The organism is Rhodococcus sp. SB1D (genome assembly GCF_048573875.1).
GTDB lineage: Bacteria > Actinomycetota > Actinomycetes > Mycobacteriales > Mycobacteriaceae > Rhodococcus_F > Rhodococcus_F qingshengii.
In genome coordinates this window covers 149,978-173,607 of record NZ_JBMAIQ010000007.1, presented here as the reverse complement: position 1 = coordinate 173,607, position 23,630 = coordinate 149,978, and the positions used below count along the sequence as shown (strand labels likewise).

The window sequence follows — 23,630 nt, the reverse complement described above, 5'->3', positions numbered from 1 at the left end:
TTCGATGCCTCACCATCAATCCGAGTACGACGACGCCGAACCGAGCTTGGTCCGGCCGTACGCGCTCACCGAAGGTCGGACCCTGCCGTCCATCGACCTCCCACTCGAAGCGATCATCGCGACGATCGAAGACGCGGTCTCGAACAATCTTGCACCGCAGGATATTCGTGCATCGATCGTCGCACTCTGCGAGCAGCGGATCTCGGTTGCCGAGATCGCTGCCCACCTGGGTGTTCCGATCGGAGTCGTGCGGGTACTGGTCGCCGACCTCGTAGTAGCCGGATCACTGGAAATACATGCCACTCTGCGAAGCGACGCATCTCGAGTCGAGCGACGCGAACTGATCGAAAGGACCCTCAGTGGACTTCGGGCACTCTGACTCATCGTCTCGCGTGAAATCGACAAAAATCGTGATCGCCGGGGGTTTCGGTGTTGGCAAGACAACACTTGTGGGGACCGTCTCCGAAATCGTCCCCCTTCGCACGGAGGCCATGGTCACCGACGCCAGCGACGGTATCGACAATCTCGGATCCACTCCCGACAAGAGCACCACGACGGTCGCGATGGACTTCGGGCGCATCACTCTCGCCGACGACCTGGTCCTCTATCTGTTCGGAACCCCGGGACAGCGCCGCTTCTGGTTCATGTGGGACGACCTGATCACCGGTGCGATCGGTGCGGTCATTCTGGTCGACACGCGTCGCCTGGAAGACAGCTTCGCCGCAGTCGACTTCTTCGAGGCGCGAGGCCTCCCGTTCATCGTGGCGGTCAACCGTTTCGACGGCGCGCCAATCCATTCGGCGAGCGATCTCCGCCAGGCGTTGGCTCTACCCAACCGGGTTCCCATGATCGAGATCGACGCCCGAAACCGCGAATCAGCCAAACGCGCGCTGATCGCCGTCACCGAATACTCCCTCGAACGACTTGCAGCTGAAGCAGTCGTCTAGATGAATCACCAGATGCGAATCGTCGCCGAAAGGAACTGGCATGTCGGATGAAATGCACCATTTCTCGATGGGAATCTGGCTGCTCGGACTCGCCTACGTCGTGTCCGTGGTCGGGTCGGTAGTCGGCCTGGCGTGCACCAGGCATTCAGCGTCGGCGACGACAACCGCCACACGCATGCGATGGCTCGCCATGGCTGCCTTGTCGATCGGTGGCGTCGCCATCTGGCTCATGCATTTCATCGCCATGCTCGGATTCGCAGTCCCCGGCAGTCCCATTCGATACAACCTCGGATGGACCGTGATCTCCGCGATCATCTCAGTAGGGGCCGTGTTTGTCGGCCTGCTGATCATCGGGACCGAATTTCGCTGGACGCGGCTTCTGATCGGGGGCGTGGTAACCGGTCTCGCCGTGAACATCATGCATTACACGGGTATGCGCGCCTTGCGCTTTCAGGGCGAGATCCACTACGACCTGCTCTTCGTTGCACTGTCGGTTCTCATCGCAGTCGTCGCCGGAACCGCTGCACTGTGGTTCACCATGGTGCTCGAGTCCACGATTCTGCGTTTTGTCGCCGGAATCATCATGGGCATCGCCGTCGTCGGTATGCACTACACCGGAATGGCCGCTGTCGAGGTTGTTCACGACGCGGCAGCCCCGGCGCCACAGGGACTCGAAGTGTTCTCGTTCCTCTTCCCTGTCTTCGTTCTCGGCCTGCTGGCGTTGGCAGTTCCGATTGTCGCAGTGCTGACAGCACCCAACCGCGCGACGGCACGAATGGAATCCGCCGCCGACGATCTGGCGTTCGAAGCACGAGAGTTCGCGATCTCGAACTGAGCAGAGTACGGGGCGAGTTCACGTAAATCGACAACGCCCCGTACATTTCGGGGATGGTGGATGCCGGACACAACCCCCAGCCATCGACCCGCGCAACGCTCGTCGTGATCGGTGGTTTGCCGGCCACCGGCAAGTCGACGATCGCGCGGGCGCTTGCGCAGCGTCACCAAATCCCCTTCGTGCGGATCGATACCATCGAACAGACGCTGATCCGCAGCGGTATCGCTGACGCGTCCGGGACCGCTGGATACATCACCGGGTACGCGCTCGCCGCCGAACAATTGCGACTGGGACTTTCGGTCGTGGTCGAATGCGTCAACCCCGTCGAGGCGACACGAAACGCCTGGTCCGCTACCGCACAACATAATTCGGCGCGCCTGCTCGGTGTCGAGGTCATCTGTTCGGATCCCGACGAGCATCGCAGACGCGCTGAACGGCGAGTCGTCGACATCCCGGATCTCGTACTACCGACGTGGCAGGAAATTCTGGATCGAGACTACGAGCCGTGGACTACGGAACGGCTGGTGCTCGACACCGCAATCATGGACTCCGACAGTGCAGTACGACGCATCACAGCCAAGATGCTGTAGCGTGCGAGCTGCTCACAAGGTGAGAACGAAGAATGCGCTGTTCGGGTCTTCGCGGTAGTTCCCGAACGGTGGACAAGGCACGAACCCGAATTTCGCGTACAACCGGCGAGCTGGATCGAAGAACTCTTGCGTACCGGTCTCCAATTCGAGTTGCCGGTAACCTCGTTGTCTCGACTCGTCCACGACGTGTTGAAGAAGTCGCGTTCCCACGCCACGCCCCCTTGCTGCCGATGCCGTTCGCATCGACTTGATCTCGCCGCCCGCCGACGACCGTTCCTTGAGTGCGACGCAACCGAGTAACTCGTCACCTTCGCTCCACAGCGTCCACATGGTCACAGAGCTATCCATCAGCCCCGTGACGTCCAGCGCGTGAACGCTGTCCGCGGGCGAGGTCGCGTGCATGTCGGCGAGATGTTCGGTGAGTAGAGCACGGACCGCATCCCGACTCAGGTCGTCAATTTCGATTCGCACAGATCCTCACTGTCCTCTTCGCTTCCGGCAGTACCGAATGAAAGTATGACTGTCCTTCACTTCGCCGAAGGCTTGGCCCGAACGTGGATGCGTTCTCCTTGGGGGCCGAACAGACTCAGTACCTCGACCGGGCCGCGCCCGTCACTGCCGAACCAATGCGGGTTTCGGGTGTCGAATTCAGCAGCTTCACCCGTACCCATCACGATGTCGTGATCGGCCAACACCAACCGCAACCTCCCCGACAGCACGTACAGCCATTCGTAGCCGTCGTGCACTTGGGGATCCGGTTCCGTCTGGCTTGCCGGGATGGTCATCTTGAATGCCTGCAACCCACCCGGTTGCCGAGTCAGCGGCAATACCGTTCGCCCACTGACGCTTCGAGGCGCACTCTGGATGCGTGGATCGGCGACCTGCGGTGCCGCCACCAGTTGGTCCAACGGCACTTGGTGGGCAAGCGCGATCGGAAGCAGCAACTCCAAGCTCGGGCGACGCTCCCCCGCTTCGAGCCGCGACAGGGTGCTCTTCGAAATACCGGTGGACTCGGACAGCGCTGTGAGCGTGACGTTCCTCTGTGTACGAATGCGTTTGAGGCGCGCGCCGATCTGCGAGATGGCGGCATCGATGTGCGGACCGTTGACATTCATGGTGCCGAGTCTGACGACGATTCCCAGAAATGGCAACATTAGTTGCTGATGAACCTCCTCCGCGAGCAATCTGTGCTCATGCGAACACACACTGAAACTGAGATCCTCGACGCCGTGATCGTCGGCGGTGGCGCCGCCGGACTCAGCGCAGCCCTGGTGTTGGGTCGTGCTCGGCGCTCGGTCGCCGTCATCGATTCCGGCAAACCGCGCAACGCACCGGCAGCACACATGCACGGCTTCCTCTCGCGCGACGGCATGGCGCCACGTGAGTTGCTCGCCGTCGGACGCAGCGAATTGCAGACGTACGGAGTGGAATTGACACAAGATGACGTAGTCGACATCTCCTGGCGCGGTATCGAACCCGGCTTTGTCGTCGAACTTTCAGGAGGCACGACGCTCGAAACTCGTACTGTGCTGGTTGCCACCGGTCTACGGGATTCACTCCCGGAAATACAAGGCATCCAGGAGCTTTGGGGACAAAGCGTGCTCCATTGCCCGTACTGCCATGCGTACGAGATCAGCGACCAACCGATCGGCGTTCTCGGCGGCGACGCTCGCGAGATGTCACTTCACCAGGCGTTTCTACTCCGACAGTGGTCGTCGGATGTGACGTTATTCCCCGACAAGATCTCGCTCACCCCCGACGAACGCGCGCGACTGGCTGCCCGAGGAGTGACGGTTGCCGACGGATCGGTATCTGGATTGATCGGTGAGAGAGGCGAACTGAGGGCCGTCGAACTCGACAACGGCCAGTTGGTCCCTCGCTCAGCATTGTTCGTTGCGCCACGTTTCAATCCGAACGACACACATCTGACGCGACTCGGGTGCAAAACCGGCCCTACGGGATTCGCGGTTGTCGACCCTTCCGGCGCCACCAGCGTTCCGGGCGTCTGGGGCGCCGGCAACGTCGTCGACCCTCGCGCCCAGGTAATCAATGCTGCGGCGGCAGGTTCGACCGCGGCAATCGCGATCAACGGATATCTGGTCGAGCAAGACGTCGAATCGGCTCTTCGTTCGACCGAGCCGGAAGGGGGCTTCTCGGCGACCGTGGAGCAACGCGTCTGCGAGTTGAACGGCGGCAGCGCCCTCCACGGCATGTGACCGAGGTGTCTACGTCGCGGGGCCGCCGTGCAACTTCTCGTAGGCGGCCTTCTCGGCGTCGTGGCGCGAGATCTTCTTCGGGTTCTCGAGGTCGGAAGGCAAACCGTGACGCTCGAGGCGACGCGACCTGTTCTGAGCCATGTAGGAGACCGAATAGAACAGTGCCAGAAGCACTCCGAGCAGCACCATCGATGCCCGCAGGGCCCACGGTCCGGGGAAGAGCATGAAGGCCGCGAACACTGGAATGAACGGCACCATGCTTCGGATCAGGTGACGCGGCACGGCCCAGTCACCGATCAGGTCGTTTCGTACCCAGTCCTGCATCGAATCGGGCAGCTTGCGCCCCACTGAATAACCCAACCACTGAAGAGGATTCGGGCTCGTACGTTGCTTTTTGGAAGTCACGGAAGTCACCTGTTCGGTACGCATCGACGGTACTGACGCAGTCATCACGTTTCTTTCGGATGCAGTCATCACATTTCTCTCATTGGTCCAAGGCTCCGGCGCGGAGCGCGGCCTCGTTGACCCGCGTCAGAACATTGTGGAGTTCTTCGAGTTCGGCGAGGCTGACGCCGAGCTTCGCGACAACCGCCGGCGGGATCTTCTCCGCCTCCGCGCGCAGTGCCACACCGGCTTCGGTGAGGTCCACGTCCAGTTGCCGTTCGTCGGCGCGGCTACGGGTTCGCGTGATCAGCCCGGACGCCTCGAGTCGCTTGAGGAGCGGCGACAGCGTCGGCGAATCGAGTTGCAGTGCCTGCCCGATTTCCTTGACCGCCATCGGCGACTTTCCCCACAGTGCCAGCATCACCAGGTACTGGGGATGCGTGAGGCCCATCGGCTCGAGCAGTGGCCGGTAGACGGACAGCACCGCCCGGTTCGCGACCGCAAGTGCAAAGCACACCTGCCGGTCGAGAGCCAGCGGATCATCCATCTGCGTCTGCGGAGCCTTCGTCGTCATGAATCCGATGTTATCAGATTAATTAGTGCAGCAACTATTATTGCACTAATCAATCTGGCGACGATCGTCACTCTTCTCCAACGTCGACGTGGGTTGCCCGGTGAGACCCACGTGCGCTTCCGCCCTCATTCGCTCCACCATGTGCGGGTAGTGCAGCTCGAACGCCGGACGCTCACTGCGGATGCGCGGTAACTCGGTGAAGTTGTGACGCGGCGGCGGGCAGGTGGTTGCCCACTCCAGCGAGTTTCCGTAACCCCACGGATCGTCGACGGTGACAACTTCGCCGTAGCGGTAGCTCTTGAAAACGTTCCAGATGAACGGAAGCGTCGAGGCACCGAGCACGAAGGCAAAGATCGTGGACACCGAGTTCAGCACCGTGAACCCGTCCGAGGGCAGGTAGTCGGCATAGCGACGCGGCATCCCCTCGCCGCCGAGCCAGTGCTGAACGAGGAACGTGCCGTGGAAACCGACGAACGTGGTCCAGAAGTGCCACTTGCCGAGACGCTCGTCCATCATGCGACCGGTCATCTTCGGGAACCAGAAGTAGATACCGGCGTACGTGGCGAACACGACCGTACCGAAGACCACGTAATGGAAGTGGGCGACGACAAAATACGTGTCGGTGACATGGAAGTCGATCGGCGGGCTCGCGAGAATGACACCCGACAGACCACCGAATAGGAAGGTGATCAAGAAGCCGACCGAGAACAGCATCGGCGACTCGAAGGTCAACTGCCCCTTCCACATCGTGCCGATCCAGTTGAAGATCTTCACACCTGTCGGCACGGCGATCAGGAACGTCATGAACGAGAAGTACGGCAGGAGAACAGCACCCGTCGCGTACATGTGGTGAGCCCACACCGCGATCGACAGAGCTGAAATCGCCAGTGTCGCATAGACCAATCCGGTGTACCCGAAGATCGGCTTACGGCTGAAGACCGGGAAGATCTCCGAGACGATGCCGAAGAACGGCAGCGCGATGATGTACACCTCGGGGTGACCGAAGAACCAGAACAGGTGCTGCCACAACAGAACTCCACCCGACGCAGGGTCGAAGATGTGTCCACCGAGGTGACGGTCGACGAACAGACCCATGAACGCAGCGGTCAGCAACGGGAACGCCATCAAGATCAGAATGCTGGTGATGAAGATGTTCCACGTGAAGATGGACATCCGAAACATCGTCATACCTGGTGCGCGCAGGCAGATCACGGTGGTGATCATGTTGACCGCACCGAGAATGGTGCCGAGGCCACCGACCGTCAGACCGAAGACCCACAGGTCGGCGCCGACGCCGGGACTGTGCACCGCACCCGACAACGGGGTATACGCGGTCCAACCGAAGTCGGCAGCGCCGCCCGGCGTAAGGAATCCGCCGAGAACGATGAGACCACCAAAAGTGAAGAGCCAGAACCCGAATGCGTTCAGACGCGGGAACGCCACGTCCGGGGCACCGATCTGCAGCGGAAGTATGTAGTTCGCGAAGCCGAAAACGACGGGCGTCGCGTACAGCAGCAACATGATCGTGCCGTGCATGGTGAACAACTGGTTGAACTGCTCGTTCGAGAGGAACTGCATCCCGGGGACAGCCAGTTCCGCACGCATGAACAGGGCCATCAGGCCGCCGATCAGGAAGAACACGAAAGCCGTGATCATGTACATGATCCCGATCTTCTTGTGATCGGTGGTCTTGATCATGTCGAACATCCACGACCCCTTGGGATCACGGCGCTTCGGGTACGGCCGCTCCGGAATCGGCTCCAACTCTCCGGTCCGCTCGTCCGGCACCGTTGTCGTCATGCTCGCGCGTCCTCTTTCGTGCTCGATACCGCCTCAAGAACTTTCCGCACGACCATATCGCATGTTAATAGTTAATGCACAAACTAAGTGTGGTCGACGTGAGCATCTATCGAAAACCGAACGTACGCAACCTTTTGCAGATTTCGGTGAGATAAAGTCAGGCGGCGGAATAGGTCGAGGGTCCGCCGCGTTGAACAAACCCGTGACTCTTCCCGACACATCGACAGCACCCGAGGCCTCCGCGTTGCGCGGCCTCTTCGAGCCTTTCGAGGTCAAATCACTCTCGTTGCGTAACCGTTTCGCCATGGCCCCGATGACGCGCGCCTTCTCGCCGGACGGAATCCCCGGCGCCGACGTAGCCGAGTACTACCGTCGTCGCGCAGCAGGTGGTGTCGGCTTGATCATCACCGAAGGCACGTACATCCCGGACCCGGCAGCCGGCCCGCACACCCGCGTACCGCGCATCTACGGCGATTCGAGCCTGGGTGGCTGGAAGTCGGTTGTCGACGCCGTCCACGCCGAAGGCGGATCGATCATTCCTCAGCTGTGGCACCTCGGAGTCGAACGCGGCGAGAACTCGCGCCTGAACCCCGAGGTCGAAACCGTCAGCCCCTCCGGCCTGGCACTGGACGGCACCCGCCTGGGACGAGAATTCACCACCTCTGACCTCGACGACTTGAAGCAGTCGTGGGTCGACGCCGCACTCAACGCGAAGAACACCGGCTTCGACGGTCTCGAGTTGCACGGAGCACATGGCTACCTGCTCGACGAATTTCTCTGGGCGGGAACCAATGTCCGAACCGACGGATACGGCGGATCACTCGAGGCCCGCACCCGTTTCCCGGCCGAGGTCGTCGCCGCAATCCGAGAGGCCGTCGGGGACGAGTTCGCGATCGTCTACCGATTCTCGCAGTGGAAGTCCGGCCATTACGACGCTCGTATCGCCCAGAGCCCGGCAGAACTCGGCCGCATCCTCACTCCCCTGGTCGACGCCGGCGTCGACGTTCTGCATCCGTCCACGAGGCGTCATTGGGAACCGGCATTCACTGAACTCGACGGTGAAGACGGCACACTCGGCCTCGCCGGTTGGACGAAGAAGCTGACCGGGTTGCCGACCATCACCGTCGGTTCGGTCGGACTCGATTCCGTGTTCACGACGGCATTCACCGGCGACGCTGCATCTGCCGTCACCGGGCTGGAGCGTCTCGAAGCTCAGTACGAGAGGGGTGAATTCGACATGGTTGCCATCGGGCGCGCGCTGCTCGCCGATCCCGAGTGGGTCGAGAAGCTCCGCACCGGACGCGCGGACGAGCACATCGCATTCACCGCAGAACATCGCACGCACCTGAACTGACCTCGCACGACAAAACGGCACTCCCGCAATTGCGGGAGTGCCGTTTGTGGGTCTGCCGGAAGTACTAGCTGCCGAGCGTGACCGGGTCGGGGCCGATGCGGCCGGCCGGGTCGTCGAGAGCACCGATCGCGTTGATCTGTTCCGGTGTCAGTTCGAATCCGAAGACATCGAAGTTGGCGGCGATACGTTCGGGGGTCACCGACTTCGGAATCACCACGTTTCCGATCTGCAGGTGCCAGCGAATGATCACCTGAGCCGCGGTGACGCCATGAGCGTCGGCGATAGCGGTGATGACGGGGTCGCCGAGAACGGTTCCCTGTCCGAGCGGGCTCCACGCTTCCGTCGCGATTCCCTTGCCGGTGTGAAAGGCGCGCAGTTCTGCCTGGTTGAACTTGGGGTGAAGCTCGATCTGATTGAGGACCGGCACCTCACCGGTTTCGCCGATGACGCGCTCGAGGTTCTCGATGGTGAAGTTGGAGACGCCGATGGATCGAACCCGTCCGTCGGCCTTGAGCTTCTGGAATGCCTTGAACGTCTCGACGTACAGGTCCTTGGACGGAACCGGCCAGTGGATCAGGTACAGGTCGAGGTACTCGAGACCCAACTTGTCGAGGCTGGCGTCGAATGCCGCAAGCGTCGAGTCGTAGCCCTGATCGTCGTTCCACAGTTTTGTCGTGATGTAAAGGTCTTCGCGGGCGATGCCGGATTCGGCGATCGCGCGGCCGACGCCCACCTCGTTGCCGTAGATCTTGGCGGTGTCGATACTGCGGTAGCCGGTCTTCAGGGCTGTGGAGACGGCCTCCTGCGTCTCGTCGTCCGGAACCTGGAACACACCGAATCCGAGTGCGGGGATCGTCTTACCGTCGTTCAGAACAATGGTCGGTACAGAGGTCACATCGTTGGTCTCGGTCATATATGGATCCAACGCGCGAGGGCCGGGAGGCATTCCCCGCCGAACCTCCGGGCAGTGCCCTTGTACCGCCCGAAATGCCGGTCTACCTTGGAAGACAAGTATTGGAATCGCCTCGAGAAAAGAGAGAGCGATGAATCTTTCATATCGTCTCGCCTACAAGGTCGGCGTCACTCCGTGGGAGCACACCGGGCACGGGTTCGACGCTCAACTGTCCGGCCTTCTGGATGCGATTCCCGTCCCGGAAGGTGGCCGTGCACTCGATATCGGTTGCGGCACCGGACGCCATTCCATCGAGCTGGCGCAACGCGGGTGGCACGTCACCGGCGTCGACGCCGAACAGGAACCGCTGGACAAAGCGCGCATACACGCGCGTGAAGCACACGTCGACGTCCGGTTCCTCCACGAGGACGCGGCAGACCTGCACATCGCTGTCGACGGCGGGCACCTGCTGGTGCTCGACATCGGCTGTTTTCACGGGCTCACCGATCATCAACGGCGGGACTACGGGAGATCCGTAAATGCGATCACCGCACCGGGAGCGTCCATGGTGATGTTCGCATTCGGACCGGGGCACCGTTGGCCGATGCCACACGGCGTCTCGGAGGAGGACGTCATGCGTGCATTCGACGGTTGGTCGATGGCCTCGAGCATGGCCGCGGACGTGAGTGAATCGCCACTTCCGGTCCGTGCGGCACATCCGTGCTGGTATCACCTGGTCCGTGGCTGACTGCTGTGCGCCTTTATTAACCGCCCGCGGTTAATAAAGGCGCACAGCACCGGGGATACTTCTCAGGTGACTGCAACACTGCGCATCAGCGGCCTCTCTGCTTCCCGGGGAGAACGCACCCTGTTCTCCGACCTCGACCTCACCGTTGCCCCCGGCGACGTCATCGGCCTCGTCGGCGCGAACGGCGCCGGCAAGTCGACGCTTCTCACCGCACTGGCCGGAATCGGAACTGCCGACGTCGAAGGTTCGATCATCCTCAGCCCGCCGGATGCTGCGGTCGGTTACCTCGCGCAGGAACCCGATCGCATCGAGGGTGAGACCGTCCTCGAGTTCCTCGGCCGCCGCACCGGCGTCGCCCACGCCGAGGAAGTCATGAACGCCGCAGCCGAAACCCTGGCCGAAGCCGAAGAGGATCTGTACTCCCCGGCACTGGAACGCTGGCTCGCTCTCGGCGGCGCCGACCTGCTCGAGCGCGCCGAGAAGGTGGTCGAAGAACTCGGTCTCGGAGTTCCACTCGATGCACATATGACGGCATTGTCCGGCGGTCAGGCCGCGCGCGCCGGCCTCGCGTCACTGTTGCTTTCGCGCTACGACATTCTCTTGTTGGACGAGCCCACCAACGATCTCGACCTACGCGGTCTCGAGCAGTTGGAGCGATTTGTCGCCGAGACGCGCGCAGCACTGGTTGTCGTGAGCCACGATCGCGAGTTCCTCTCGCGCACCGTCACCGGAATCGTGGAACTCGATCTGGCACAACAGGACATCGCCGTGTACGACGGCGGCTACGAGTCGTACCTCGCCGAACGCGAGATCGCCCGCCAGCACGCACGCGAGGCGTTCGAGGAATACGCAGGCACCCGCTCCGATCTCGAAGATCGCGCACAGATGCAGCGCAACTGGATGGAACACGGCGTCCGCAACGCGCGTCGTAAAGCCAAGGACAACGACAAGATCGGACGCGGCTTGCGGACCGAGTCGACGGAGAAGCAAGCCGCGAAGGCCCGCCAGACTCAACGCCGCATCGAGCGACTCGAAGTCGTCGAGGAACCGCGCAAGGAGTGGGAACTTCGCATGGAGATCGCGGCGGCGCCGCGGTCCGGTTCCGTTGTCGCAACCACGAACGGCGCCAAGGTAACTCGCGGTCAGTTCACGTTCGGTCCGGTCACGACGCAGATCGACTGGGGCGATCGGATTCTCGTCACGGGCGCGAACGGGGCAGGCAAGACCACCCTCCTGAACGTCCTGCTCGGCAAACTCGTCCCGGACGAGGGCATCGCGTCGCTGGGTTCCGGTGTCGCGATCGGTGAGATCGATCAGGCGCGTGGATTGTTCGAAGGTGATCAACCAGTCGTGGAGGCCTTCGGTGCGCAGGTTCCGGACTGGCCCGATGCCGATGTCCGCACTCTCCTCGCCAAGTTCGGCCTGCGCGGACACCACGTACTCAGATCTGCCGCTTCCCTGTCCCCCGGCGAGAGAACAAGGGCTGCACTTGCTTTGCTCCAGGCTCGCGGCGTGAACCTACTGGTACTGGACGAGCCGACGAACCATCTCGACCTTCCGGCGATCGAACAGCTCGAGCAGGCAATGGAGTCGTTCGAGGGAACCCTCCTTCTGGTCACTCACGATCGACGCATGCTGCAGTCCACCCGAAGCACGCGCCGGTGGCGAATGGAGAACGGACAGCTCTTCGAGGAGTAGCCGATCGACTCTGCTTGCGCAGACAACCCGCGTGTGCAACTATTTATCAGGCGCACGCAATAGTTGCATGCGCGGCATAGGTGGCCCGCGGATGACATGGTCCCCCGTCGAGCTGCCACATCCCAGTCCCGAAAGGCACTCTTCAATGTTGTCGATCCCCGACCGCACACTGACTCACGGAACCACCGGCGAGCCGATCACCATCCCGCAACTCGGGTACGGCGTTTTCCAGGTACCGGACGCACAGACCGAAGAGGTCACTGCCGCAGCTCTCGAGATCGGCTACCGCCACATCGACACGGCCGCGATCTACGGAAATGAAGCCGGGGTCGGCCGCGCCATCGCAGGTTCGGATATCCCTAGGTCAGAGCTGTTCGTCACCACCAAGCTGTGGAATGACGATCAGGGCCACGACCGAACACTCGCCGCTTTCGACACCAGCCTCGACAAGCTCGGACTCGACTACGTCGACCTCTATCTGATTCACTGGCCCGCGCCGGCAAAGGGCCTGTTCGTCGAGACCTGGGCGGCATTCGAGCAAATTCTCGCCTCCGGCCGCACCCGGGCGATCGGTGTGTCCAACTTCCTGCCCGAGCATCTCGAACTGCTGGCCGAGCACAGCTCGATCACCCCGGCCGTCAACCAGATCGAATTGCACCCCAGACTGCAACAGCACGCGTCACGGGAGTACGCGCGAAGTCGCGGCATCGAAATCGAGGCTTGGAGCCCATTGGGACAGGGAACCATCCTGGACGACCCGGCCATCGGGAAAATTGCTGCAGCACACGGCAAGAGCCCGGCACAGATCATTCTGCGTTGGCATCTCGAACAGGGCCACACCGTTCTGTCGAAGTCGGTCACGCCTGCCCGCATGCGCGACAACGCCGCAATCTTCGACTTCGCACTCGATGCCGACGAGTCAGCTGCAATCGCAGCGCTGAACACCGACAGCCGTGTCGGACCCGATCCAGTCGAATTGAACTGAATCGAAACGGCTTCAAGAATTTTCGTGGGGAGTCAACGTCAGCAGCACAGAATCGACGGACTGCTCGGCCAGGAGCGCGTCCAGCGGTAAGTGACGGAACAACGCTCGGTAATAGATCGGCGACGCCAGCGCGTCCAGGACGAAGTCCAGGTCGAAGTCGCTCCGTATGTCGCCGCGTAGGCGCGCCGATTCCAGCACTGCCGCAGTGGAATCGCGTCGAGGCTGAAAGAATGCCGACTGGAAATCCCGCGCCAATTCCGGGTCCGCCGCCAGATCCGCGACCAACGCGGGCAGGATCCGACCGACTACCGTTTCGCTCAGCCCCACAACCAATGTCGTGATGCCGGCGACCAGGTCTGCCCTGAGATCGCCGGTGTCCGGCGTTGGATCAGTGCCGATGTGCGCCACGACAACGTCGACCACCAGATGCCGCTTCGACGGCCATCTCCGGTAGATGGCGGGTCGATGCACGCCCGCTCTCGTCGCCACCGAACCGATCGACAGCTCCGCATATCCGTTCTCCCCCAACAACTCCAGGGTTGCCGCCAGAACGGCGTCGTCGATCCGCTCGTCGCGGGCGCGCACCATCTACAGCACCGGCCGCGGCATGAGCACCAGACGCCAGCCGTCGGGATCTTCGAAAGTCATCCCCGCATTCTCCTCCCAGTACGGATTCTCGGCGCCAACGGGTTCGTGCCCTGCTTCCCCCAACCTCTGAACTACCTCGTACATCGCCGACTCGCCGGCGAAGTAGAGCACCAACAGGTTGTCCTGCGTCGGCGCCGGGCACGGGCTTCCGTCTTCGTGGGTCGTGAATTCGAGGTGATAGTTCGAATCCGGCAGACCCAGCATGATTCCGTCGTACCCGGCATGACCGGAGAACCGGTAGAGCTCTGGCAATCCCAGACAGTCGCGATAGAACGTAATCACGTCGTCGAGCCTGTCGGTGGGTCGCGCTACGCGCACTTGCACTACTGCGAGGTCGTTCGGCCAAGCTATCATTCCAAAACAGTACAGTACGTACCGTAATGTTTCGAGAAGATGGCTGCCAGCCTCCCGACGGCAGCTCGCTGCAACTACAAGCGATCATTCTCCGGAAACGCCGCCTTGGGCATGAACTTCGGCCTGGCGAACAGCACAGACAGTTTAGTGGGCTGCGACTCCACCGGGCGATCGGACCGGTACAGCAACGCCTGCTGCGGGGTACTCAACCATTCACTGGCGAAGATCTCACCGAGGCGCGAAACCGGCACGTGCGACCCGTCCTCGAGTCGAACGGTGACGTCCGCCCCGATGTCCGACTGGCCGTACACGACCCACCACGATTCGCCTTCCACATCCCCCGGAGTGTGCTGCCCGATACCGATGACTGCACCCTTCTCCATCGGATCGCGCCAGACCGCGTCGCGCCCTTGCGGTCCCACGCAGTAGCTACCATCCTCGCGCACCTGCACGACCAGGCCGGACTTTTCGAGCACCAACTGTTCGACCACTATGCCAAGCCCCTTCCGTTGCCCGAACCTTATCCGCCGGCACGCCCCAGAAGCCGAACAATCGCGGTTCGTGTTGACAAACTGTTGGGTTTTTACAACACTTTGATGCATGAGCCCAGTCCGGCGGGGAGACGCGCTCCCCATCTTCAATCGCATCGGAGTGCTTCGCGCCGAGCGGAAGATGAGCCGGGCACAGCTTGCGCAACTCGTCGACGTGAATCCGCAGACGGTGGGGGCACTCGAACGCGGTGACCACTACCCCAGCCTGGATCTTGCATTCCGAATCTGCTGGGTGTTCGACCTCCCGGTGGAGGCGGTGTTCTCCCGGACGGAGTTCGGGCCGCTGTCGACGGAGGTCTACCGGAATGCACCGTCGACGGAGGTCTACCGATCTGACCGCACTACCGAGGGGAGTGAAAAGCCAAGTGCCTGAATCAAATCTGATCGACCGCTACCAGGCCCACCGCACTCGGCGGTTCCTGCAGAACGAGGAGACGTTCCGACATTGGCTCCCGAATTGGCGAACCCGTCGACGTCGGCGCGTACTCGTCGTCGCCCTGGCGGTCCTGTTCACCACGATGGTTGCCGTCAGCACAGCATGCCTGTTCAATCCGCTCTTCGCCGTGGCATGGCCGGTCCTCACCCTGCTGTTCCTGCCGACGTGGTCCTCACTTCAAATCGTGTCGGGCCGGCAAGGGGATGCTCCGCGGCAGGCGTTGGACGAATGGGAGATCCAGCAACGCAACGACGCTCGCTCCGTCGGGCTCAGCGTGACCCAAACGTTGGTCTTCATTGTCGCCATTTTCCTCATTTTCACCTCGTCGGTGCAGTGGAATGTAGAGAGGCTGCCTTACACGGGAGGTTTATTGGCACTGACTGCAATGCTGATCGGCGCGTGCACGCCCGCGATGATTCTCTCGTGGACCAATCCAGACCCGGATCCGATTGATTCGGAAGAGTTCGATCTCTGACCCGTATTACCGAAGCGCACCACTCGACCGATGGGAAGGACCCATGTCAGCCACCCTCACGATCGACGGCATCTCGAAACGCTACGGCGACGTCGTCGCACTCGACAACCTGAGTTTCGAAGTGCGTCCAGGCGAGATCTTCGGATTCGTCGGCAGCAACGGCGCCGGCAAGACGACCACGATGCGCATTGCGCTGGGTGTGCTCGGAGCAGATTCGGGAGAAGTTCGCCTCGGCGGCAAACCCGTCGACCTCGACGTGCGTCGCACTATCGGATACATGCCGGAGGAACGCGGCCTCTACCCCAAGATGAAGGTGGGAGCGCAACTTTCCTATCTGGCCGAGCTACACGGACTCTCGAAGGCCGACGCGCACGCGGCCACTGAGCGGTGGACCGAACGTCTGGGCATCGCCGAACGCGTCAAGGACACCGTCGATTCCCTGTCCCTCGGTAATCAGCAACGTGTGCAGCTCGCGGCGGCGCTGGTTCACGACCCATCGGTACTTGTTCTGGACGAACCGTTTTCGGGCCTTGACCCCGTAGCGGTCGATGTCATGAGTGACGTGTTGGTCGAGAAGGCTCGCACCGGTGTTCCCGTAATCTTCTCCAGCCATCAGCTGGATCTGGTGGAGCGCTTGTGCGATCGCGTGGGCATCATCAGCCGCGGCAGCATGCGAGAGATCGGAACCGTCGACGAGCTACGAGGCAAGGGTGACGGCCGAATCGAAGTCTTCGCCCCTGACGCGCCGGTCGGTTGGGCACACCATCTGATCGGTGTCACCACACTGAGCCACCTCGACGGCCGAACGCTCCTGAGCGTCGACGGCACGGCCGACGATCAGCAGATCCTGCACGCAGCATTGAAAACCGGACCGGTGCACGAGTTCACGCTACGACGTCCGTCACTGACCGATCTGTTCCGAGAGGTAGTAGCCGCATGAGCAACCAGTTGAGCGGAGGTCGAGCCATCGGGTTGGTCGCCCGACGCGAATTCATGACGCAGATCTCGAAGAAGAGTTTTGTGATCAGCAACGTCATCATTCTGGTCGCGATCATCGGTGGCATCATCGCCTTCTCGCTCTTCTCCGGCGGCGACGAGGACAAGTCGAAGATCGGCTTGGTCGGCAACCAATCACTCAGTGCCACGATGGTGTCCATCGGCGACACCCTCGGAAATCCGGTGACGGTAACGGAGGTTTCCGACGACGGCACCGCGCGTGATCAAGTCAAGGACGGCGACCTCGACGTGGCCGTGATCGCTGGATCGGGCGGCGGCGTCACTGTCGTGACCAAGAAGGAAGTAGCCACGAATCTGCGGGCCGTCATCGAGAGTTCCGTTGCACAGCAGGCACAATCGAATGCGCTTTCCGCTGCGGGGATCGACCCGGCTCAGCTCGCCGAAGCCACGTCCACCGCAGTGGTCACCATCGATGCCATCGATCCCCCGGATCCCGAACAGGGCCAACGTATAGCGATGTCGATCGCTGCTGTGGTGCTCCTGTACATGCAGATCCTGCTGTTCGGAACGTACGTGGCGATGGGCGTCGTCGAGGAGAAGTCCAGCCGTGTCGTCGAGTTGCTGCTCTCCACTCTCCGTCCACTGCAGTTGTTGTGGGGCAAGGTTCTCGGAATCGGTGCTGTCGGCTTGATGCAGATGGCCGCTTACGCTGTCGCGGGCGTCGCCACCGGACTGGCGACGGGCGTCCTGACCGTGACGGGCACCGCAATCGGCGTTCTGTTCGGCACACTGGGGTGGTTCATTCTGGGCTTCCTCTTCTTCGCCGTGCTGTACGCCGCGGCCGGGTCCATGGTCTCGCGACAGGAGGACGTCAACGCCACCGCGATGCCTCTCGCGCTGCTCGTCATGGCAATGGTCAGCGTGGCTTTCGTTTCGGTGAGCAATCCAGAAGGAACCCTGAGCAACGTGTTGAGTTGGATTCCGCCGTTCTCGGCAATCCTCATGCCCCTGCGCATTTCCGCCGGTGTTGCTTCTCCGTTCCAGATCGTGGGAACGATTCTGCTGATGCTGGTCGTGACTGCTGCGCTGTCGATGATCGCGGCAAAGATCTACCAGCGCTCCATCCTTCGCATCGGCAAGGTCGTTTCGTGGAAAGAGGCGTTCGGACGCTGATTTATCCGGCGCACAACTGACGCCACACGATCACGGCAGCACCCCGCCCAGGTAGGTTCATCCTGGACGGGGTGCTGCTTACTTGGAGGACGTTGTGCGAATCTCGGCCGAAGAACTACTCACTGCGGTACTCGATCCCGAGAGCTTCGTCTCCTGGGACTCCCCGCCCGTCGACGTCGGACCTGGCGCGAAATACGCGGAAGACCTGGCGAAGGCCCGCGAGAAGAGCGGAGTTGACGAGTCCGTCGTCACCGGTGTCGGTACCGTTCGGGGACGTCGGGTCGCGGTAATTGCCTGTGAATTCAGCTTTCTCGCCGGTTCCATCGGAGTCGCTGCGGCCGAGCGGATCGTGACCGCCGTCGAACGTGCTACGGCAGAACAACTCCCGCTGCTGGCCTCGCCAACCTCCGGCGGAACGCGGATGCAGGAGGGCACCGTGGCGTTCGTTCAGATGGTGAAGATCGCTGCGGCAGTGGCTGTTCACAAAGCGGCACACCTGCCCTACCTGGTTTACCTGCGCAATCCCACCACCGGCGGGGTCTTTGCCTCGTGGGGATCCCTCGGCCACATCACCGTCGCGGAACCCGGTGCTCTGGTGGGATTCCTCGGACCCCGTGTCTACGAATCCCTGTACGGCGAAAAGTTTCCCGACGGTATCCAGACGTCCGAAAACTTGTATCGCAACGGCGTTATCGACGGCGTCGTCCCCGTCGACCGCCTCCGTCTGCTGGTCAACCGAGCGTTGTGCGTGCTCACCGATCCCCCGTCCCCGGCGGCCACGGACCCGATTCCCTCACCCGAGATTCCCGATGTTCCCGCCTGGCAGTCGGTGATGCTCTCGCGCCGGGCCGATCGACCCGGCATCCGGCAGTTGCTCCGCCATGCCGCAACTGAACAGGTACCGCTCAGCGGCACCGGGCAGGGTGAAACCGACAAGACGATCTTGCTCTCGCTCGCCCGCTTCCGGGGCTTTCCGTGCATCCTGCTCGGCCAGGACCGCAGTGGCCAATCCGCGCTCACCACGATGGGACCGGCCGCGCTCAGGGAAGCGCGACGGGGCATGAAACTTGCCGAAGAACTACAACTCCCGCTTGTCCTAGTGATCGACACATTGGGCGCGTCGCTGTCCAAAGAAGCTGAAGAACGTGGACTGGCCCCTGAGATCGCCCGTTGCATCGCCGACCTCGTGACGCTGAAGACCCCGACAGTGTCGGTGTTGCTCGGCCAGGGAACAGGCGGTGGGGCTCTCGCGCTGCTGCCCGCCGATCGGGTACTCGCGGCACAGAACGGGTGGCTCGCTCCCCTGCCACCGGAAGGCGCAAGCGCGATCGTCCATCGCGACATCAGTCACGCACCGGAGATGGCGGCAGCGCAGGGCATTCGTTCGTTGGATCTGCTTCGAGACGGCGTGGTCGACGCGATCATTCCCGAAACGCCTGACGCGGCCGATGAACCCGTGGAATTCTCCAAGAGGGTAGGGGCTGCGATAGCGCACGAACTCTTCGTGCTCGCCGAAGAGTCGGACACCGATCGCCAGTCCTCCCGTATCGCGCGCTATCGAAACCTGGGAGTTCCGCAATGACGACGAAGGACCGGAATGCGCTGACGCTGCCGCACAGTTACGACCGCGCGGCACTCGCTCGTTTCGAATTGTTCCTGTTCGCGGGCATCGCCACCGTGCTGATCACCCGCGCTTATCTGGCGGCAACGGGCTATCCCCAGATCGGGGGCGGCGCCCTCCACATCGCACACGTTCTCTGGGGCGGATTGCTGATGGCCGTCGCCATCGTGGCGACCGCCATCACCGAAGGTTCTCGCACGCGTGACCTGGCCACGCTCGTCGGCGGAATCGGGTTCGGTCTCTTCATTGACGAGGTCGGAAAATTCGTCACCGCCGACGTCGATTACTTCTACCAGCCTGCCATCGCGATCATGTACGTCGTCTTCGTTCTCTTCTATCTTGCCGCGCGCGAGGTGGTGATTCGGCGCGGAATGAATGATCGTCATCGGCTCGCCATCGGGGCGCGAGCGCTCTCGGACCTCGCTCTCGGTCAGCTCGACGAGATCCAGTACAACCACGCCCTCCGCGTACTCGACGGCGTCGAAGACCGCAGCCTCACCGACCTCGTCGATTCGATCAAGGCCGGCCTGCATTCACAGACTCCGCCGACCGGCGGTATCGAATCGAAGATCACTCGTGGCCGCAACGCGTTCTTCCACCGTGCTGAGGAACTGCTCCGGCACCGGGTCGTCCGCCGACTGGTTCTGACCCTGTTCGTACTGCAGGCTCTTCTGGCGATTGTCCAGGTGATCTACGCGTTGGTTTCCGAGAACGTCGTCGAGGCCGACGACGTCTCCGACCTGGTGGTCCAGATCTCCACCGTCACAACCGGAGTTCTTGTGGTTCTGGGAGTGTGGTTCCTCTTCCGAGGTCCGTACCTGCGAGCATTAAGGCTCCTGCGTGCATCCCTCATCGTGAGCCTCCTGGTGACGCAGGTTTATCTGTTCACGCAGGACCAGTTCGGCGCGCTTTTCGGTTTCGCAGTGTCACTGTTCATGCTCGCGACACTTCGCATCGCGATTCGAAGCGAAGAGGCCGCCGCGGCTCTACCGCAGTAATCCCCTACCGCAGCGATTCTCTACCGCACTGAGATCGCCGGCCGACTCGGTAGATCGCGGATTCCGCGGAGGGGGCTGAAGAGCAAGACCAATCCGCACGGCGCGATCAGGCAGGCCATGATCCACATCGTCCCGCGCGGTCCCACTGCGTCGCCGAGGTAGCCTGCCGTCAGAGCACCGAGCGGAATGCTGCTGTGCAGCAGGAACATACTCGTTGCCACCACTCGTCCGAGGCGGTCCGGCGGACAGTAACTTTGACGGAAACTGCCGAGCACCACGTTGCACGACACGACGCCCGCAACCATCACCATGCCGCCGATGCAGAACCAGAACAGGCCGGCACCGTACGTCGTCAGAGGTGCTAACAGGATGAACGGTCCCGTCACCAACTGACAGATGAGAACGCTTCGGGCAGTGCCGAATCTGCGGCCGAGCGGGCGCGCGATCATCGATCCGACAATTCCGCCCACCCCGGCAATCGCCAGGAGAAGCCCGAGTCCGAACTCCCCCACGCCAACCGTCTTTTCCAGGAACACGATCTGGATCGTGGAGTACCCGGTGAGACCGAAATTGAGCAGAGTGCCGTAGACGACGATCGACCGCAGATACGGATCACCGGCGACGAATCGCAGTCCGAGCGCAATCTGCCGTCGCAACGGTTCTCGCTGATTCTGTCCGCGATGGACGGTCTCCTGCACACGAATCAGCCAGATGCATACGAAGCAGAAGGCGAACGTGAACGCGTCGACAACCAGACCGGCCGCGAGCCCGACAGTTGCAACCACCAGCCCACCGACGCTTGGGCCGATCACCCGAGTTGCGGCCTCGGCGCCCTGAATCTTCGAGTTCCCTTCGACAAGATCCGCTTCGGCGAGCACCGTGGGGAGATACGAGTGATAGGCCGCCTGGAAGAAGACGGTGGCTGTACCGGTGAGCAGCGCGACCAGGAGCAGGTGGCCGTATGTCATCGCCTCCAGGAAGCCGGCGATCGCGAGGCTCGCGAAGAACAGCGCGCACGCAGCGTTCGCGATCATCATGATCGGGCGCCGAGGCAGCCGGTCGATCCAGGCACCGGCTGGTAGTCCGACGATCAACCACGGCAACCACACTGCTGATGCCAGCACACCGATCTGGAAGCTACTCGCGTCCAGTTCGCGAAGCGCGATCAGCGGCAGTACGACGGTCGTGACACCGTTTCCGATACCGCTGACTGCGTCGCCGGTCCACAGAAGTCGGAAGTCACGCAGAGCGAGGACTCCCCAGAAGCCTGCGCGTTGCGCTGCACCTGTCACATCGATCCCCCCTTTCAGTCCCTGCCCTATCCCACCCCTGCGCGCCACTGGCCGACGGGACAGGCCCGCCCGGCGCAAAGGGACGGTACCCCCACCGCTACTGAGGCGCACCGCACTGACGGTGACCTAAGGTGTTTCAGGTCACCGGTAAGCGAAGTTCACGAGAGGACACACGTCGATGAGCTCTTCCGAGCAGGCGTCCCACACCACGTATGCCGACGCATATCGCGAGAGCATGGATCAGCCGGAGAAGTTCTGGCTCGACGCTGCGCGGGCCGTCGACTGGGATGTCGCGCCCACCAAGGCTCTCGACGACTCTGCCGCGCCGATCTATCGCTGGTTCCCGGATGCTTCGCTCAACACCAGCTTCAATGCCCTCGATCGGCACGTCCGCGACGGCCGCGGCGATCAGACCGCGTTGATCTTCGACTCCGCGATGGTCCCCACCAAGGCCACGTACACCTACGCCGAATTGCTCGAGCAGGTCTCACTCTTCGCCGGCGTCTTGAAAGATCAGGGTGTGGTGGCGGGCGACCGCGTGATCATCTACATGCCGATGATCCCCGAGGCTGCGATCGCGATGCTCGCGTGTTCGCGAATCGGCGCGGTGCATTCGGTGGTGTTCGGCGGCTTTGCGGCCAAGGAGCTCGCAACCCGTATCGACGACGCCGGTCCAGTGGTGCTCGTGACGGCGTCCGGCGGCCTCGAACCCGGACGAACAATCGAGTACCTGCCGATGGTCGAGAAGGCTCTGCAACTGTCCGCCACTCCCGCGCACACCGTGATCGTGAAGAATCGCGAGCAGATTCCCGGTGCAGCTTCCGACTACAAGTCAAGTGCCGCAGCCTGGTTCGACTGGGACGAGCTGATCGCCGACGCCACCCCGGCCGACCCGGTGTCGGTCGCCGCGACGGATCCGCTCTACATTCTCTACACCTCGGGAACGACCGGTAAGCCCAAGGGCGTCGTCCGGGACAACGGTGGCCATGCCGTTGCGCTGACGTGGACCATGAAGAATCTGTACGACATCAGCCCAGGACAGGTGTGGTGGACCGCCTCCGACGTCGGCTGGGTGGTCGGCCACTCCTACATCGTCTACGGACCGTTGCTCGCCGGAGCCACGACGGTCATGTACGAAGGCAAGCCCGTCGGCACCCCCGACGCCGGTGCGTTCTGGCGCATCATTTCCGAATACAACGTGTCGGCACTCTTCACCGCTCCGACAGCGATCCGCGCGGTCCGCAAGGCCGACCCGGACGCAAAAGAGCTTGCCAAGTACGACATCTCGTCGCTCGACACACTGTTCGCGGCCGGCGAGCGCTTGGATCCCGACACCTACGAGTGGGCTACTCGGATTCTCGATCGCCCGGTGGTCGATCACTGGTGGCAGACCGAAACCGGTTGGGCCATCTGCGCGAACCTGCGCGGCCTCGAACCGATGGAGATCAAAGCAGGCTCACCCACCGTCGCCTGCCCCGGATACCGCGTCGAAATCGTCGACGGCAAGGGCGAACTCGTGGGTCCGGGCACCGAGGGCAACATCGTGATCGGCCTGCCGCTTCCTCCCGGAACACTCGCCGGACTGTGGCGTGACGAGGACCGGTACGTGAAGTCCTACCTGTCGACTTTCGAAGGCTATTACCTCACCGGCGACTCCGGGTACATCGACGAGGACAACTACGTCTTCGTGCTCGGACGAAGTGACGACGTGATCAATGTTGCCGGACATCGCCTTTCGACCGGAAGCATGGAGGCCGTCGTCGCCGGCCACCCGGCTGTCGCCGAATGTGCGGTCATCGGCATTCACGACGAACTCAAGGGGCAACGGCCGAGCGGTTATGTCGTGCTCAAGTCCGGCGTCGACATCGATCCCGAAACACTCCGACAAGAACTGGTCGCGCGGGTGCGAGACCAGATCGGTGCCGTCGCCACGTTCCGGGACGTCACCGTCGTCGCCGCACTACCGAAGACTCGTTCCGGCAAGATCCTCCGCAAGACCATGCGGCAGATCGCCGACAACGAGGAGTACACGGTCCCGTCGACCATCGAGGACGCGAGCGTATTGGACGAGTTGTCCAAACTCCTTCGCGGATAAGGATTCA

General features: G+C 62.2%; 26 protein-coding genes. 16 read left to right on the top strand and 10 right to left on the bottom strand.

Annotated elements, in window-relative coordinates:
- Positions 1 to 4: 4 nt before the first annotated feature.
- The 4 genes from ACN50D_RS17475 to ACN50D_RS17460 are packed head-to-tail and all read left to right on the top strand — an operon-like array spanning position 5 to position 2,372.
- Positions 5 to 379: a DUF742 domain-containing protein gene (locus tag ACN50D_RS17475; RefSeq protein ID WP_007727785.1), complete on the top strand. Its 375-nt coding sequence runs from the start codon at positions 5 to 7 to the stop codon at positions 377 to 379.
- Complete coding sequence (locus tag ACN50D_RS17470) at positions 360 to 947, top strand: GTP-binding protein (RefSeq protein ID WP_003940118.1); 588 nt, start codon at positions 360 to 362, stop codon at positions 945 to 947. Before ACN50D_RS17475 ends, ACN50D_RS17470 begins: the two co-directional genes overlap by 20 nt.
- A gap of 40 nt (positions 948 to 987) precedes the next feature.
- Positions 988 to 1,782 (top strand): MHYT domain-containing protein, encoded by a 795-nt coding sequence (locus ACN50D_RS17465; RefSeq protein WP_003939865.1) that lies wholly within the window; start codon positions 988 to 990, stop codon positions 1,780 to 1,782.
- A gap of 53 nt (positions 1,783 to 1,835) precedes the next feature.
- Entirely contained in the window at positions 1,836 to 2,372 is a 537-nt protein-coding gene (locus ACN50D_RS17460; protein WP_064443865.1) for an AAA family ATPase, read from the top strand.
- Between the two features lie 12 nt (positions 2,373 to 2,384).
- On the opposite strand, the gene ACN50D_RS17455 is transcribed toward ACN50D_RS17460, so the two are convergent.
- Together ACN50D_RS17455 and ACN50D_RS17450 are read right to left on the bottom strand one after the other, a co-directional pair.
- The gene (locus ACN50D_RS17455) at positions 2,385 to 2,843 is read right to left on the bottom strand and encodes a GNAT family N-acetyltransferase (RefSeq protein ID WP_064443864.1); all 459 of its coding nucleotides are present in this window, start codon (positions 2,841 to 2,843) and stop codon (positions 2,385 to 2,387) included.
- Positions 2,844 to 2,899: 56 nt separating this feature from the next.
- The gene (locus tag ACN50D_RS17450) at positions 2,900 to 3,526 is read right to left on the bottom strand and encodes a helix-turn-helix domain-containing protein (RefSeq protein WP_003940282.1); all 627 of its coding nucleotides are present in this window, start codon (positions 3,524 to 3,526) and stop codon (positions 2,900 to 2,902) included.
- A gap of 33 nt (positions 3,527 to 3,559) precedes the next feature.
- Between ACN50D_RS17450 and ACN50D_RS17445 the strand changes: the two genes are divergently transcribed.
- Complete coding sequence (locus ACN50D_RS17445; protein ID WP_064444227.1) at positions 3,560 to 4,588, top strand: NAD(P)/FAD-dependent oxidoreductase; 1,029 nt, start codon at positions 3,560 to 3,562, stop codon at positions 4,586 to 4,588.
- A 9-nt stretch (positions 4,589 to 4,597) separates the two neighbouring features.
- Here the strand turns inward: ACN50D_RS17445 and ACN50D_RS17440 are convergent, their stop codons facing one another.
- The 3 genes from ACN50D_RS17440 to ctaD are packed head-to-tail and all read right to left on the bottom strand — an operon-like array spanning position 4,598 to position 7,346.
- Positions 4,598 to 5,017 (bottom strand): DUF5313 family protein, encoded by a 420-nt coding sequence (locus ACN50D_RS17440; RefSeq protein ID WP_042451127.1) that lies wholly within the window; start codon positions 5,015 to 5,017, stop codon positions 4,598 to 4,600.
- Positions 5,018 to 5,072: 55 nt separating this feature from the next.
- The gene (locus ACN50D_RS17435; RefSeq protein WP_003939892.1) at positions 5,073 to 5,546 is read right to left on the bottom strand and encodes a MarR family winged helix-turn-helix transcriptional regulator; all 474 of its coding nucleotides are present in this window, start codon (positions 5,544 to 5,546) and stop codon (positions 5,073 to 5,075) included.
- 45 nt (positions 5,547 to 5,591) lie between these two features.
- Positions 5,592 to 7,346 carry a cytochrome c oxidase subunit I gene (gene ctaD, locus ACN50D_RS17430; RefSeq protein WP_046379038.1) on the bottom strand — a complete coding sequence of 585 codons (1,755 nt, stop codon included), beginning with the start codon at positions 7,344 to 7,346 and terminating at the stop codon, positions 5,592 to 5,594.
- Between the two features lie 202 nt (positions 7,347 to 7,548).
- On the opposite strand from ctaD, the gene ACN50D_RS17425 reads away from it, so the two are divergent.
- A complete protein-coding gene (locus tag ACN50D_RS17425; protein ID WP_064443863.1) occupies positions 7,549 to 8,700 on the top strand; it encodes an NADH:flavin oxidoreductase in 1,152 nt (383 codons plus the stop codon).
- Between the two features lie 64 nt (positions 8,701 to 8,764).
- Here ACN50D_RS17425 and ACN50D_RS17420 read toward each other — a convergent pair whose 3' ends face one another.
- The gene (locus tag ACN50D_RS17420) at positions 8,765 to 9,613 is read right to left on the bottom strand and encodes an aldo/keto reductase (protein ID WP_037128502.1); all 849 of its coding nucleotides are present in this window, start codon (positions 9,611 to 9,613) and stop codon (positions 8,765 to 8,767) included.
- A 130-nt stretch (positions 9,614 to 9,743) separates the two neighbouring features.
- On the opposite strand from ACN50D_RS17420, the gene ACN50D_RS17415 reads away from it, so the two are divergent.
- The 3 genes from ACN50D_RS17415 (at position 9,744) to ACN50D_RS17405 (ending at position 13,023) form a co-directional block, all read left to right on the top strand.
- Positions 9,744 to 10,340 (top strand): class I SAM-dependent methyltransferase, encoded by a 597-nt coding sequence (locus tag ACN50D_RS17415; RefSeq protein WP_054188857.1) that lies wholly within the window; start codon positions 9,744 to 9,746, stop codon positions 10,338 to 10,340.
- Positions 10,341 to 10,406: 66 nt separating this feature from the next.
- Positions 10,407 to 12,038, top strand: a complete 1,632-nt coding sequence (locus ACN50D_RS17410) for an ABC-F family ATP-binding cassette domain-containing protein (RefSeq protein WP_030535395.1) — start codon at positions 10,407 to 10,409, stop codon at positions 12,036 to 12,038.
- 145 nt (positions 12,039 to 12,183) lie between these two features.
- Positions 12,184 to 13,023 carry an aldo/keto reductase gene (locus tag ACN50D_RS17405; protein WP_058037842.1) on the top strand — a complete coding sequence of 280 codons (840 nt, stop codon included), beginning with the start codon at positions 12,184 to 12,186 and terminating at the stop codon, positions 13,021 to 13,023.
- 12 nt (positions 13,024 to 13,035) lie between these two features.
- On the opposite strand, the gene ACN50D_RS17400 is transcribed toward ACN50D_RS17405, so the two are convergent.
- The 3 genes from ACN50D_RS17400 to ACN50D_RS17390 all read right to left on the bottom strand — a co-directional run bounded on the left by ACN50D_RS17400 (position 13,036) and on the right by ACN50D_RS17390 (position 14,516).
- Positions 13,036 to 13,611, bottom strand: coding sequence for a TetR/AcrR family transcriptional regulator (locus ACN50D_RS17400; protein ID WP_007733408.1), 576 nt, complete (start codon positions 13,609 to 13,611; stop codon positions 13,036 to 13,038).
- Complete coding sequence (locus tag ACN50D_RS17395; protein ID WP_064443862.1) at positions 13,612 to 14,025, bottom strand: VOC family protein; 414 nt, start codon at positions 14,023 to 14,025, stop codon at positions 13,612 to 13,614.
- Positions 14,026 to 14,099: 74 nt separating this feature from the next.
- Positions 14,100 to 14,516 (bottom strand): hypothetical protein, encoded by a 417-nt coding sequence (locus tag ACN50D_RS17390; RefSeq protein WP_230691721.1) that lies wholly within the window; start codon positions 14,514 to 14,516, stop codon positions 14,100 to 14,102.
- Positions 14,517 to 14,625: 109 nt separating this feature from the next.
- Between ACN50D_RS17390 and ACN50D_RS17385 the strand changes: the two genes are divergently transcribed.
- The 6 genes from ACN50D_RS17385 (at position 14,626) to ACN50D_RS17360 (ending at position 20,236) form a co-directional block, all read left to right on the top strand.
- The gene (locus ACN50D_RS17385) at positions 14,626 to 14,949 is read left to right on the top strand and encodes a helix-turn-helix transcriptional regulator (RefSeq protein WP_003940147.1); all 324 of its coding nucleotides are present in this window, start codon (positions 14,626 to 14,628) and stop codon (positions 14,947 to 14,949) included.
- On the top strand, positions 14,942 to 15,487 hold the full coding sequence (locus ACN50D_RS17380) for a hypothetical protein (RefSeq protein ID WP_003939943.1): 546 nt from the start codon (positions 14,942 to 14,944) through the stop codon (positions 15,485 to 15,487). Before ACN50D_RS17385 ends, ACN50D_RS17380 begins: the two co-directional genes overlap by 8 nt.
- A 43-nt stretch (positions 15,488 to 15,530) precedes the next feature.
- Positions 15,531 to 16,427 carry an ABC transporter ATP-binding protein gene (locus ACN50D_RS17375; RefSeq protein ID WP_003939757.1) on the top strand — a complete coding sequence of 299 codons (897 nt, stop codon included), beginning with the start codon at positions 15,531 to 15,533 and terminating at the stop codon, positions 16,425 to 16,427.
- Positions 16,424 to 17,617 carry an ABC transporter permease gene (locus tag ACN50D_RS17370; protein WP_007733417.1) on the top strand — a complete coding sequence of 398 codons (1,194 nt, stop codon included), beginning with the start codon at positions 16,424 to 16,426 and terminating at the stop codon, positions 17,615 to 17,617. The genes ACN50D_RS17375 and ACN50D_RS17370 overlap by 4 nt, the downstream gene beginning before the upstream one ends.
- Before the next feature lie 94 nt (positions 17,618 to 17,711).
- On the top strand, positions 17,712 to 19,199 hold the full coding sequence (locus ACN50D_RS17365; RefSeq protein ID WP_064443861.1) for an acetyl-coenzyme A carboxylase carboxyl transferase subunits beta/alpha: 1,488 nt from the start codon (positions 17,712 to 17,714) through the stop codon (positions 19,197 to 19,199).
- Complete coding sequence (locus ACN50D_RS17360; RefSeq protein ID WP_047270909.1) at positions 19,196 to 20,236, top strand: hypothetical protein; 1,041 nt, start codon at positions 19,196 to 19,198, stop codon at positions 20,234 to 20,236. The genes ACN50D_RS17365 and ACN50D_RS17360 overlap by 4 nt, the downstream gene beginning before the upstream one ends.
- Before the next feature lie 20 nt (positions 20,237 to 20,256).
- Here the strand turns inward: ACN50D_RS17360 and ACN50D_RS17355 are convergent, their stop codons facing one another.
- Positions 20,257 to 21,528 (bottom strand): MFS transporter, encoded by a 1,272-nt coding sequence (locus tag ACN50D_RS17355; protein WP_064443860.1) that lies wholly within the window; start codon positions 21,526 to 21,528, stop codon positions 20,257 to 20,259.
- A gap of 178 nt (positions 21,529 to 21,706) precedes the next feature.
- On the opposite strand from ACN50D_RS17355, the gene ACN50D_RS17350 reads away from it, so the two are divergent.
- A complete protein-coding gene (locus ACN50D_RS17350) occupies positions 21,707 to 23,623 on the top strand; it encodes a propionyl-CoA synthetase (RefSeq protein WP_064443859.1) in 1,917 nt (638 codons plus the stop codon).
- Positions 23,624 to 23,630: the final 7 nt, after the last annotated feature.